The 15,860-nt window shown below is 26.3% G+C and carries 3 protein-coding genes and 1 tRNA gene; 3 read left to right on the forward strand and 1 reads right to left on the reverse strand.

Annotated elements, in window-relative coordinates; translation table 11 throughout:
* The first annotated feature begins 672 nt into the window (after positions 1–672).
* Entirely contained in the window at positions 673–3,087 is a 2,415-nt protein-coding gene (gene gyrB, locus GFV14_RS02995; RefSeq protein ID WP_457914195.1) for a DNA topoisomerase (ATP-hydrolyzing) subunit B, read from the forward strand.
* Between the two features lie 2,366 nt (positions 3,088–5,453).
* On the opposite strand, the gene GFV14_RS03000 is transcribed toward gyrB, so the two are convergent.
* Positions 5,454–5,530, reverse strand: a tRNA-Met gene (locus GFV14_RS03000).
* Positions 5,531–13,543: 8,013 nt separating this feature from the next.
* Here GFV14_RS03000 and secB point away from each other — a divergent pair.
* The gene (gene secB / locus GFV14_RS03005) at positions 13,544–14,017 is read left to right on the forward strand and encodes a protein-export chaperone SecB (RefSeq protein ID WP_457914688.1); all 474 of its coding nucleotides are present in this window, start codon (positions 13,544–13,546) and stop codon (positions 14,015–14,017) included.
* Positions 14,017–15,024, forward strand: coding sequence for an NAD(P)H-dependent glycerol-3-phosphate dehydrogenase (gene gpsA / locus GFV14_RS03010; protein ID WP_457914196.1), 1,008 nt, complete (start codon positions 14,017–14,019; stop codon positions 15,022–15,024). The genes secB and gpsA overlap by 1 nt, the downstream gene beginning before the upstream one ends.
* The last annotated feature ends 836 nt before the right edge of the window (positions 15,025–15,860 follow it).

Consider the following 15,860-nt stretch of genomic DNA (forward strand, 5'->3'; position numbering starts at 1 on the left):
AACTGAGAGTAATTATATTATACACTATTTTTCTCATTCAATTAGATCTAAAAAAATCTTTAAAATAATACGATGTCGCCTTAAAAAATACTCGTCTCTATAAAAGAAAATTCTATCAGGATAAAAGGTAATATTTTTCTCCAAATAAACTCTCTCATGATATAATAAAATATATCATAAATATTTCTGAGGCCTATTCAACAAAGTAGTTCACTATTTTACCTAAATTTTTTTATTTTGATTTCTTTTCAAAAAGTTCAAACAAAATAATTAATAATTTAAAGCTATTAGAGCTAGAATTTTAAAAAAAGATATGTCCACCTACATCGATGTTTGACGAGATTAATAAATGAAAATAAATTGAATCTCACTAAAAATGTATTTTTATGTAATGAGGTAAAACCTATAATATATATTAATATAAATATAGAATTATTTATCCTATCAGCTAGATTAATATGTCTTAATCTATTAAAGAATATACATTAGTATTTGATTTTAATTTGTTGTTAGTGCTGAGGAATCTAATTTAAAGCTAAATAACTCAAATCTTTGTGAATACAATAACACCTAAGATAGTAAAAGATGTAATTCATATAAACAGAAAAATATTTTACTTCAAACATAAAAATAGAAATTAAACCACAAGAATAAATATAGCGAGAAATGTTGATGTCAAACATATATGACTCTTCAAGCATTAAAGTATTAAAAGGACTAGATGCCGTACGTAAACGTCCAGGAATGTATATCGGTAATACCGATGATGGTACAGGTCTTCATCACATGGTCTTTGAGGTTGTTGACAACGCTATCGATGAAACTCTCGCCGGTTATTGTGATAACATTATCATTACAATCCACATCGATAACTCCGTTTCTATTCAAGACAATGGTCGCGGAATTCCAACTGATATCCATCAAGAAGAAGGCATATCAGCAGCAGAAGTGATTATGACTGTTCTTCATGCTGGTGGAAAATTTGACGTTAACTCTTATAAAATTTCTGGAGGTTTGCATGGAGTTGGAGTTTCTGTTGTTAACGCCTTATCTGAAAAACTAGAACTGATTATCCGTCGTGATGGTAAAGTCAATGAACAAATCTACATCAATGGTGAACCTCAAGGACCGTTAACTGCTATCGGTGAAACCGATTTAACGGGTACGCATGTACGTTTTTGGCCAAGTTTAAAGACTTTTAAAGGCATTATTGAATTTGAGTATGATATTTTAGCTAAACGTCTTCGTGATCTTTCATTTTTAAACTCTGGCGTTTCAATTAAATTACTTGATAAACGTAACGGTAGAAAAGATTACTTTCATTACGCAGGAGGTATTCAAGCTTTTGTGAAATACTTAAGTCGTAATAAAACACCAATTCACCCAACAATATTTTATTTCTCTACTGAGAGAGATAGCATTAGTGTCGAAATTTCAATGCAATGGAATGACGGCTTTCAAGAAAATGTCTATTGCTATACTAATAATATTCCACAACGGGATGGAGGTACGCATTTGGCAGGCTTCCGTGCAGCTATGACACGCACACTAAATAACTACATGGATAAAGAAGGCTATCAGAAAAAAACTAAAGTTAATGCCACTGGCGATGATGCACGTGAAGGTTTAATTGCAGTAATTTCAGTTAAAGTACCTGATCCTAAATTCTCATCACAAACTAAAGAAAAATTAGTCTCTTCAGAAGTAAAAACAGCAGTTGAAACTATAATGAATGAAAAATTAGTTGAGTACCTCCTAGAAAATCCAAATGATGCTAAAATTGTTGTTGGCAAAATTATTGCTGCTGCACGTACTCGTGAAGCAGCACGTAAAGCACGTGAAATGAATCGCCGTAAAAGCGCATTAGATCTTGCTGATCTACCAGGTAAACTCGCTGACTGTCAAGAGCGAAACCCAGTTTTTTCTGAGCTTTATCTTGTAGAAGGAGACTCAGCAGGCGGCTCCGCAAAACAAGGACGAAACCGTAAAAACCAAGCTATTTTACCTCTGAAAGGTAAAATTCTTAATGTTGAGAAAGCACGTTTTGACAAAATGCTCTCTTCACAAGAAGTAGCTACACTTATCACTGCATTAGGCTGCGGCATTGGTCGTGATGAGTATAACCCAGACAAACTACGTTATCATAGCATTATCATCATGACTGATGCTGACGTTGATGGTTCTCATATTCGTACACTCCTACTAACTTTTTTTTATCGTCAAATGCCAGAAATTGTTGAACGTGGTCATGTTTATATCGCGCAACCACCACTATATAAAGTCAAAAAAGGTAAACAAGAAAAATACATTAAAGATGACGACGCAATGGATGAATACCTGGTATCTATTGCACTTGATGGTGCTGCACTGCACTTAAGTGCTGACGCACCAGTTATGAAAGTTGAAGAGTTAAAACAATTAGTTGTTAAGTATAATACGGCAAATAAAATTATCCGTCGTCTTGAGCGAGTTTATCCACTAGCACTACTTAATAGCTTAATTTACCATTCGATTTTAACAGAAGATGCACTGAAAAATTGTATACAGGTTGAAGAATGGGCAAAAAAATTAGTGAACCGTTTAGAAAACAATGAGAAATTTAATAGTATTTACAACTATACAATCATAAAAAATCGTGAACGTCAGCTATTTGAACCTATCATTCATATTCGTACTCATGGCGTTGATACCGATTATAATTTAAATTTTGACTTTATTCATGGTAGTGAATACCGTCATATCACACAGTTGAATAATATGATTGCCAACCTTATAAAAAAAGGTGCTTATATCAAACGTGGCGAACAACGTCAAAATATTGAAAACTTTGAAGAAGTAATAACATGGCTAACCAATGAATCACACCGTGGTTTATCTATACAACGCTATAAAGGTCTTGGTGAAATGAATCCTGAACAATTATGGGAAACTACCATGAATCCAGATACTCGGCGTATGATGCGTGTTACAATTAAAGATGCAATTGCAACAGACTTGCTGTTTACTACTTTAATGGGCGATGCAGTTGAACCACGTAGAGCATTTATTGAAGAGAATGCTCTAAAATCTATCAATATTGATATCTAAGTTATTGTTCATAATTATATTTTAAATAACAACTCTTACAAAACAAAGAGGTTTGATTTTTTTTATTATACTAGTGTGTGTCAGCTGATTCCATAAAATTAATTGTTTATTTTTATGTTATCACTTTAAAATCGATTTATAATATTTTGTAGACTAGTATATATCTATAAAAATGCTCCTTACTAACTAATTCTGTTCAGTGAGTTTTCTGGCAAGAAAAACTATTTATTATTGCGATATTTGCAAAGAGAAAACATGAGAAAAAATGAAATCTACCGTGAAGACAATAAAAATTCTGCTTTCATAAATAGAGAAAACTTTAAGAATATACATATATCTAATGCAAAAGACGATGATAAAATTATAAAAATTTAATCATAAAATAACATATAATAGATAATAGATAAATACCTAAAAAGTATTATACAATTATAACTAAAACGGAGTATATAGCCAAAAAAAACAAACAACTCAATTCTATTGAACCTGAAGATAGCATAATTATCATACTTTTAATACGTGTTGTATATAATAATTTCACTAGAAAATAATTTCAGCCATGATTATCTATTACGTACTCTATTCAAATTATGAAAATAAAAATATTCCATACGAAGTTTATATTGCAATATCATTTAACCATATTAAGATAATAAATACACTTAGGGATTAACAAAAAAATATTGTCAAAGTTGAAAGAATTATAAAAATTTTTTAATACACCCTATCATTTTATAAATTTAGTATTTATTATTATTTTAATATTTATAAAAATATTAAATAAAATCTTAATAATAACTAGGACTAGAAAATAACTAAAGATAAACATATAAGAACTTAAGTGCTTTTAACATAATACTTAATATTTAATAAATAAATATTAATATTGTATATATATTTTATTATTAGTTTCAACAAACTGATGAATAATGATCGTTTTGTGATTAATAAAAATCTTATTAAGATTGACTCAACTAAAAACTTATCACATAGTTTACATTTCTATAGTCTTTATTTATAAAACCATTTTTATATTAAACTTACCTCTTATACTATCTAATTAATTATCTCTACATTTTCACTCAAAATACTATAATAACAGTTTTCTCTTCATATAGACTAATGAAAAACATCTCATATCTAGTTTTATCTTATATACTTATTGATTGAAACTCTTTCTCGGATTTGTGCCTCAGGATATATTTAAAATTCATTCACTCAATAAATACTACTGAATTTTCTGTAATCGCAATCGCTATAACATTAAATACTCTGTGAACATATTAATAAATTTTAGTTTTTTATCGTCATCTAAATCGAGGTGAATGATACTTACTTAAAACTAATGAAACAAAGCGATTGATATTAAAAATAATGCTCCATTATCTACTATCAGTAGTCAATATTAAAAATTAGAAATGAATAAACTAATTAGAATTTAAAATCTTATTCGATATATTTTCTGTAAAATGTCAAAATAACGAATAGTTAATCAAAAAATAAAGATGGGTATTATAATACTATTTAAAGTTTATCTAGATCTAACAATATTTTCTAATTAACTTAATTCACTTTAATTGAACTATAATTAGTAGACTATATTAATAGTATTATAACATCATTATATTTTTCTAGTTTAAAACGATACTTAGTTTATACTACACGCGATCGTAAATATTTACCTATATCACTTTACTCTCTTATTAATATATCCTTACAGCATTATAATCATCTTGTGTATAAACTCAAAATCATCAAGAAATTGTGCCGTTATATTACTATATATAACTAAAATCATATCGAGTAATCTTCAATATCTAATTACTGCGTTTACAGCCTTTCCACCAAATATATTTATTTTCTCAACGTTTTTCCGCATGTATTGATAGGATACAATTTCTGTTATCTTTCTTATAACTATGAGAACAAATCTAACTAATAATATTAATGCTATTTTTAGCGATTGGCATTTTATTAATACAGTTTTCTCTTTTTAGATAATCAAAATAATCATAGACATTTTTCTTATAAAGCAAGTTCTAAAAAATATATAAACATTTAAAAATGCTTTTAAGAATATATAGCAATAAATAAAACATATTATACATATTAAATGTTTTAAGAACGTATACGTTCTCTACTACCAAGTTATAAGAGTGAAAGATCTTTACAGTATTTTTTTAATTGACATTATTATTATATAATATGATCATTATAACAAAATATCATAATGATGATAATAGTGAACAATACAAAGAAACTGTCAATAGAAATCAAATGAATTAAAATTTTTATAAATAATTTTTAATTAAAGAAAAAATTTAACTCTTTTTTACATTTCTTTTCTTGGAATTCAAAAAAAGAAATGGTTGCGGGGGCCGGATTTGAACCGACGACCTTCGGGTTATGAGCCCGACGAGCTACCAAACTGCTCCACCCCGCGATCGATAGAAAGCACTATACTTGATATAAGATCTGTTGCAAGTTTTTTTTATCTTTTTTTTAATTTTAGTATATATAAATAATTTTTTCTCCTTAATGTATTATTATGATAAGTAATAATAGTAATATAATAAATTATATATTATAATTTTCATGATCAATTTAAGTTTGTATAATGCTAAAATTCTAGAATAATTCTAGACAATATAACATAAACTCGTGAAATGATATACAGCTAATGTATGTGTTTTTTTCTTATTAGTCATCAGTCTGATCGAACCAGAAAACAGCAATATCAAAATGTTTAATTGATTTTATACCTTTCAAAAAGGTAAGTAACTATTCAAAACAATTTAATACATACTAAGATATCAATCATTCAATTAATTCAATTAAAATCAGCATGACAATTACTACTCAATTAAAAATAAGTAAAGAGTCTGGTGTTAACTCTACATGTCTTCCTAACTTCAATCTAACAGCTGTTCCAGATAAAAAGTACTGATAGTCATAGTAACCCATGCAATTTACAAGTTCATATACTTTTATTATTACAGCTCCTCACATAAAATAAGGTAAATTGCCTTACCAACTTACAAAATTCCACTACAATGTCAGTTTTACTAAATCAAGAAATTATTTATAATGAAGCTTCAAATGATATTTAAATGTTAACTTATAGTAATTCTACTATTAATTAATTGATAATGAAAATACAAAGCAGTCATTGTATGCACTTGGGTAATAAAAATGCACTACATTTTTGTTAACCAAGTAACAATAAACATCCTTATACTAGTATAGTCAAACCATAAATAGATCGTGATGCGGTATTATTAGAAAAGATATTTTGACAAGAAATCCTGAATTGACTATATAAGCATCGTAAAGAAAATATGCGTTAATTATTAAAAGAACATGCTTTTTTATTCTTTTAAACCCTCACAATTTATATCAGTTAAAGTATTTAGTTCGATACCATGAATTACAAAAAACTGCTGTTAACTCAGATCACTCACTGATACTAAAAAGCATCTTCACTACTTGCAAGTAGTAATTATATTAAATGTATCATAGTCAATTTACAGGACACTGTAAATATATACAATAATTATTTTTTAATTTGTCTAGAAAAATTAATGGTTACTATTTATGGTACTTACCATAAAATATATCATAAAGTTGATAAAATAGCTGGTTTTATAACCCTTAGAAAAGAATATGGGTTTTTAAAAAATCATATTGCAATACTAATTCATTCATAATGTTAACTAAAGTTGTGCATATATTTATATACACTTCACTTTTTAATTCATAAATATAGAATTTTATAAAACTTAAACCCCTTGATGTTCAAAAAGTACAGCCTTTATTTTCTCACATATGCATTTACATTATTAGTATTATTGTTGCTTTTATTCCTATACGCTTTAGCGCATGTTGATATTGATCTTATCAACTTTATTAATATAAATAATATTTATATGACTGCTTCTAATTATTAATAAGATTCACGAAGATTGATCTTGTACCCAAAAAAAATAAATATGTCACAAGATCATGTATTCTAAAAATTAGTCTAAAATATATTACTAATGTGATTATTGATAGTTTTATCAAAAATCAATATTACTCAATTTTTCTGACGTTATACTATGTTTATTTCTATTATTGCTAGTACAATTGATTCTAATTAGCAGACCAACTTAACTTAGATTGAGATTGTTAATTTTTTCAAATGATTCAAAAACTTTCAAAATTTATATTAAAAAAGAATTTAAAACTTAATTTTCATATCAAAAAAAACAACAACTAAAAAAAATCAGGCATTACTTGCATATTGTACAAATAACTAACATATCTATATGTCATGATTTAATTTACATATATAAATATAAAACAGATATTTTAAAAAATAATTTTAGATTCATAATTACTCCTACGATGATTATCAAAACCAATTTCAGTGTTGTTCAGTCGCTTATGCGATTAACATGATTCTAAAAATAAAATAGGAAAAATCTTAAAAATTACCACTTCTTATAATAATCGCAATCTCTTTATTTACTATATTTATTTCGTTCACTATATACTGATAGCCTTAATAAAGATTTATCTCTTACTAAGACTGTATTACCTGAATAGATTCTTTAATCTAAATTTATTGAAAATATCTTTACAAACAAAATATTTACGATTTATCATCTATATTTTCAACTGAGACTAATACAATAATATATAAGTCTGTCATTACTTATCCTTTACTCTCATTATAAAATATAAAAAAAATCATACTTCTTTTACTCTAGGAGATTTTATACTAAATAAAAAAACAAAATAAATACTAATCCTATATTCTGTAATGATATCAATAAAGTGAATTAACGCTAAACATTTTGTCTATTCAAAATCATATTATAATAATAAACTTCTAGTATTAGAAAAATTTCAATTAGGTGAAATACTTTAGATGCATTTCAGTGATGTTAAAACTCACAAAAAACAATTATACAATTAAGTGTGTATATTATATATATCACTTTCAATCTCTTCTGAGTTATATGCAAATTTTCTACTAAAAATTAATTAACTAAAGATGTTGTTATCTTAACATTATACTTAGTGATTTATCTCATGTTCATTAACAAAAAGAAATACAAATACATAAATATCTTTTCTTTGATTATTGCAGATGTTATTAAAGTAGAAAAACTTTGTAAGCCCTAGTTCATATTTAGATTCAATATCTAAATAAAAAATTTTATTTAAAATATAAATAGATGTTAGATTAAACATCGTCCACTGAAAATAATCACAACAGTTCAAACACACTAATCATTAGTTTCATTATCTCACTCAATCTCAGTTATTTTAGCGATTACTATAACTGAATATTTAAAATAAAAGCTAATAAAGTCGTAGAATATCAAAAAAAATATAATAGTTAATACTGATCTGCATTTTTAATACATAAGATTCTTACTCTTATTACGCTTTTGAGATCATATTAAAAAAGATCATAACAAAGACTCATAATAAGATTGAAAACATGAGAATTCTACTATCGTCGATTTATGTAATAATGATAATGTATTAAAATAAATTTATACTCAAACACAAAAAATAATAACGCTAGAAATCAATATTAGATTTTAGATAAGAGAATAAATCGTATTAAATATCAAGAATGTTCTATGTATGATTAAAATCTTTTTTAATAACACTGAACAAAATCTGCTAAAATTCTTACTTAGCAAAAATAAACTAGAATCATTCAAAATCATGCTTGTAATATAAAATTTAAACTACTATCTAAAATGCGCGTCGCTGTGATTGTTGCAATTATAAACTAAAGTAGTATAACATAGAACCTTAAAATTTTTTAAAATACTTATTAAATAATGCTACGCCATAACAATACAAAATATTCCACCCATTACTATCAGTATGCAAAATTTATAGAAATTTTTAACAACAAAATATCACGCAGTGTAATACCTAAAATTTAAAATAATAACATATTTTTACTAAAGTAATCAACATAAAATATGTGAATATAATGTTTTGCTTTATTGAATAATTTATATTCTACAATATAGAAGTATTAAAATTAGTTCAAAATACATTATATTAATTACAATGTATAAATTGGAAAATTAACATTATAATATAAGTAAATAAAACATAGTATATCGTCAATAAGAGTTATCTTGTAGTATAAATAACAGTATAAATTCCGTATAAATTATTCTAAAAAGAACGAAATAAATCTTATCTGCGTGTACATCACAGCACTGAGTTTTCAATTTCTTTTATAACATATATTCATGAATAAAAATTATCCACTTACTTTCAACGATGAAAATTACAATACTATAATATCTACTATATAATTAGTAATCTGAATTCATATATATGTTAAACATTATCTACATCTCAAACAAGCTGAATAAAAAAATAAAATTTTTTTTCAAAAATTGTTGCATTATATCAAGATGTTGTAAAATACTTAGCTTAAAACCTAAATTTAAATTTAAAAACGAAAACCATTAATGATTAAAAGAAAACATCTTAAAATTTACTTGATGATCTGTATATATCATCACACCAAACTGATCTAGTAGTATTGTAAAAGACATTTTAAATAAAATTATTAAATATTTATCTAGCTAATAGTAAAAGTAGCGATCTATATCAATGATAGATAAGTATAAATAATAATTTTACTTCATAGAAACATTCTTCCTTAACTAAAAATCTAAAAAATTAACTATTTTTAATTTCTCTAAAAACTATTATGAGCTCTATTGTTAACGTTTGATAATAAATAAATATGATATGAAAATGATATTAAAATAGTGCCATTAACTTTACTTTCTTTTCAATACACTCTCAAGTAAATTCCGTATAATAATCTGCACGATCTTTTAAAATAAAATAAGTTATGAGTTCTGCTTGAAAACATTATGACTGTATTATTTAGCATTTACTAAACCATTCAGATTGTATGTTTAATAGTAATTTTTTTAATTATCTATCTTTAGCTTGTTTATAGTGATTTTATAAAAATCTCAAAATAAAGAATTGAATCTCATACAAAAAGTATCGGTAAATATTTTATAGCACACATATAGTTGATACAATGATGGACCAATAGAAACAACATTTTTATACTCAAAAGAAAAAATTCTTTATTTAATTACGCTAATGTTTCTTTTTCAGACTGATGATTATCAAGAAAAGATATTGACAAACACAAAATACGCTAAACATTACTAACGTCTTATTTATTTGAGCGTTACTAATAATAACATTATATAAAAATTTTAGATAAAACAACGACATAATTAAAAATAGCGCATCCTATTCAGATGAGATATTATTATAATGTCTATATAGTTACTCATTCCTATTGCATAAAGAACTTAACTATTAACTCTCGGAATTATTCATTCGATTTTTTCTAAGGTCATTAATACAGCTAGTATATTTATTCTAACCGTTATTGACTAATCGACTTTTATTAGCATATAAATTAAAGTTTCTCATCCTTATTAATAAACTTTTTTAGACATAACTGACCATAGGGATAATCAGAGAAGATTGCTATTATAACGCTTATTGACAAAACAAAAATCTGCTTTTTCTTCTCTAGAGTGATAACTAAAATCATTAATGGTGATGACTGATTTTACTGCACTAGTCTAAAACGAATGATAAACAAATATAAACCAATAAATATTTTTTTAAAGACTAGTATTTAAACATAAATATTTTTCTATTGTGTTATGGTGAGTAATTTACCTAACCACATAAAAGGGTTAAGAGATTTACTTTTCTATCACATCTAAAAGTACAGGTAATTCACGCTTTCCACAATTCTTATTAACTAACCTAATAGATATTCCGCACGAACCCGCTTACCTAACATTAATCAGAGTATTTTAATTATAGCCATACAAATTCCAATCTCCTTTATCATGTTCAACAACAACGATAATAAAGACAATCCGTGTAGCCAGTGAGAAAATAATACTCGACCATCTGAGATAACTATAACGTGTGTTTTTTATTAGCACTAATCACAATATTTTTCCGACATAATTAGTAGAAATTAATTCACTATAATTATTCAGAGTCTTTGCACGAACATACTATACTATTTGCGAACAGAGAGACTAAGACGACTAGTTCCTGATATCAACAAGCGCTCATGTTGAAGTAATGTATAGATATAACGTCTTTACTTTGGTTATTCTTTTTTTTGAAAGTTTTTGCCTGAATCCATGCAGGTTTAGATGTTTTTTAGTTTCACTCTGTCCTTCGCTTCATACTCAGGACTAATGATTTTATTTCACAATCTAGATTTATTCCACTTGATACTAAAGAGATTTTTTTGATTTTCTTTTGATGTATTTTCAAGTACTGTAAGTGTTTTTAAGTAAAACCTTTGATTATCTAGATTCTATCTATCTTGTTTTTGATAAGTAATTTCTATTTTTGTTTAATCTATTTCTTTTTTTAGTTACGTTTTTTAATTTAACTCTGTTGCTATATTATAATCTTTGTAATAATTTTTCACGATCTTGATTAAGACAATTATGCTAGACTAAGATTCATTCTTTACGTTATTTTTCACCTTCTAAAAAATACTACATTTTGATATTCACTTTATTTAAACACAGAATTTAAATAATCGTATTTCTTATATAGGTTTTTATTTTTTTAATTTACTTATATTATTAGTTAACAAAAAATTATCAAATTTTTTAAGCTGAATGTCATTTTCACGCAACCTGCGTGAAGTTGTAAAAATATTTTTTCTTTTTCAAACTAAGTCAGTAATAATGATTTTTGCTTTTCTAGACTGTTACACTTCTTTTTTCTATAATGTTTTGTGGTAAGTTATTGTAGTAATATTTATTTTTTAGTAATTTTATTATCAGCTACTGTTTGAATAGACAATAGTGCACTCATACTAGTAATAAATAGTATTAAACAATAGACTGACGAATAAAGATTATTTTATTAAGTTATGTTTGATAACTTTTTTAATGCAAAACTTTAAATAAATATAAAAGTGAATTATTTTACCTAAAAGACTAAGTTATTACACTCCATTACTAGTATTTTTGAAAAAAATGATAAATAAAATCTATCTTGACTCATACATTATTAATGTATATCGTTACCATTGAAGATATATAAATTGAATATAACCTAGCTTTTTAAATGCTATCTGAAAAATGCTGATAGCATCTATTTTTTGATAAATAGTTTTGCTTAATATTTAACTTTCATGCATATTATGCTTGAATTGTATTAGGTATCTAGTATGTGGCATAATTTTATATGATAAAATAAAATATTATAATATTTTATTAATGACAAGTTTTCTTTATATTATTACTGTTTTGTGAAATATTAATTACATTTATTTCTATCTCCTATTAATAATACAACCGATACTATCAACATAGTAATTGACTCAACAAGCTAAGTCAGATAGTTCATCTATAATCTTCAAATGTACCTGGATTATCTTTTTATATACAATCTAAATTATTTTAGATATATTTTATTTAAAATGATTAACTCTTGATTAACTCTACTTTATAAAAAAAATAGCAATTTTTAACATTATAACGCTAAAATCGATAATTTACCCTAAGCTAATTAGCTATAATAATTTCAATATAAAGATATATTTTAATTCGTTTGAGACAAATGTTAATAAAACTAAAAATTTCACTTGATAACAAAAATTTATGAAACACATGAGCTAAATATAGTGATTAAATTTCACTTAAACTACGCTACTAATCGCATTACCTATAAATGAACACTTCAATCTTTTTCTAACAAGACGTTACTCAATCTTATGCAATTGATATTAACAAATACAATAAGTAGTTATTATATGTTATATGCTCTTGACTACCTTCTTAATTAAGGTTTAATTGCTTTATTAATTCTATTAATTTAACGTCGTCTAAAATAAAATATAATCATTTATTTAATTGAACTCATTATCAATACACTTTAGTTATCATTATTTTTACATAAAAAATTGCATCAGATAATCCTTCCGAAAATTTAATCTCATGCAGTTTTAAAAATTTTTATTCTCAAAAAAAGACATGACGAGCTAATTAAATGAAAATTTAACCAATTATTTCATAACAAAAGTCATATATCTAAGATACAACATATAATATATTAGAAATAAATTATATTAATGTAGATGTAAAAAGTGAAAACTATAAATAAACAGAATTCTGATAATATTGTAAAACATATTAATATAGAAATATGAGTTAGATATTTTCCTGAACTCAAATAAAGCAGACGCTAGATTAAAGTATAAAAATATAACAGATAATAGTATTTTTACTGTCAACATAGATATATTATATCAATTAACAATTTCCTTAGATATTTTTTTAATTAGCAATTTAAAATACAATTAGGACAGATAGCTAAAATTTATATGGAAGTTAACAGGTGCGAAATGATATCAAAAAAAGATAACTCAAAAATAGTATTCCAAATCCAACGGATCTATATAAAAGATGTTTCATTTGAAGCACCGAATGCTCCGTATATGTTTCAAAAGAAATGGGAACCAGAGATAAAATTAGATTTGGACACTTCTTCTACTCAGTTAACTGAAAATCTTTATGAAGTTATTTTACGTGTTAAAACAACAGCAAAACTAAATGAAGATATCGCATTCTTGTGTGAGGTTCAGCAAGCAGGTCTTTTCTCTATTCAAGGTATAAAAGGTATTCAAATGGTACATTGCCATAGCGTGTATTGCCAAAATATTTTATTTCCATATGCTCGTGAATTAACAACCAGTCTTGTATGGCGCGGAACATTCCCTCAACTAAACCTAGCTCCAGTAAATTTTGATGCTCTGTTTATGAACTATTTACAGAAACAAAATGAACAAGATCAAAGAAAAACCACTCAACAGGATGCTTAATGAATACTGCTGAAATGACCGTGATCGGCGCAGGCTCTTATGGTACTGCTTTAGCAGTCACTTTAGCTCGTAACTGCCGTAAAGTAGTCTTATGGGGACACAATCCTGCACACATGCATAAATTAAAAGAAAAACGTAGCAATCAAGAATTTTTATCTGGAGTTTGTTTTCCTGATAGCTTATCGCTTGAAACAAATCTTAAATATGCTGTAGAATCAAGTCTTAATATCTTAATTGTAGTACCTAGCCATGTCTTTGGTGACGTACTCAAGAAAATTCAATCTTATCTTCAAGCGGGCTCACGTATTATTTGGGCGACAAAAGGACTCGAGAGAGATACAGGACGATTATTGCAAGATGTAGCATGTGAAATATTAGGTGATAAAATTCCACTTGCCGTGTTATCTGGCCCAACTTTTGCTAAAGCACTAGCAGCGGGCTTACCAACTTCCATTTCAGTGGCGGCGACAAATCGTCAATTGAGTAATGAACTACAAATACTATTTGATTGCGGAAAAAGTTTTCAGGTCTATAAAAATGACGATATGGTGGGAGTGCAACTTGGTGGCGCAGTTAAAAACGTTATCGCAATTGGAGCAGGTCTGTCAGATGGCATAGGTTTTGGCGAAAATGCTCGAATAGCCTTAATTATACGAGGTCTTACTGAGATGATCTGTCTTGGCTCAGCTTTAGGAGCCAATCCCGCTACTTTTATGGGTATGGCGGGTTTGGGTGATCTAATATTAACCTGTACCGATAACCAATCACGCAATCGCCGTTTTGGCATTATGTTAGGTCGCGGCATCAATATTACAGAAGCAGAGAAACTAATTGGTCAAGTAGTGGAAGGTTATCGTAATGCGAAGGAAGTAAAAGCGCTAGCTGCACGTTCTGGCGTTAAGATGCCCATTATTGAACAAATTTATCAAATACTTTATTGTCATAAAGATGTGTCAGAAGCAGCAAACGCTTTATTAGAATGTACGGTGAAAGATGAGTATAGTTAATATAATAATGTGAAGAACTAATAAATAAATTTTACATCAGTTGTTATTGTTACTGAAAGAGAAAAATCAAATGTAGTAGTTAATTTAAACTAAACAAATTATTTATAAATTTCCACTAGACTACTAGTTAGTTTGTATACAATAATATGTAATAAAAATTCTCCACCTGATTTTAGCGAGATCTTTACAAATAAATAAGCAATTATATTATACTATAATAAAAGTAAAAAAATATCTTAAAAATATATTCTCATCAAGAGAAAATAACTTTTCTAATGCTATTAATGTACATACTATGTTTCTAACTAGCTTACTACTAAATATCTAATAGATCTATCTTTGCATCTAAAAATTATTTTGAAACTATAAACATGTAAAATGAATGCTTGCCACCAGACAAAAGACAGAAAACATTAGCGATTTATCTATAAAATTAAATCACAGTTTTTACGCATGGATATTTAAACAACTACTCATTATGACAATAATCAGTTAAGACATGTAAAGTATGATGATCAGATCAAGCGTTACATTTTTTAGGAATGTTAAAATTGAGTTACGACGAAAAATTCAAATAGGCTTTATCATCTTGTATGCAATTAACCTACATAGAAATTTATGTGATATGCCTATAAAGTTATTAGTAAAGTGAACATCTATTCAATATTATACTGCACAAATTAAAAATTTAATAATATAGTTTATAATGTTGAATCCATTAATAAAAATAAATTTTCTCAACCATATATAACAATATATATCATAATTAAAGATTATTAATATTTTTTTACACAACAGCAAGATAATAAATACTAGGTTCAAAAACTAGACTGAAT

The sequence above is a fragment of the Candidatus Hartigia pinicola genome (genome assembly GCA_020541205.1).
Taxonomy (GTDB): Bacteria; Pseudomonadota; Gammaproteobacteria; order Enterobacterales; family Enterobacteriaceae; genus Hartigia; species Hartigia pinicola.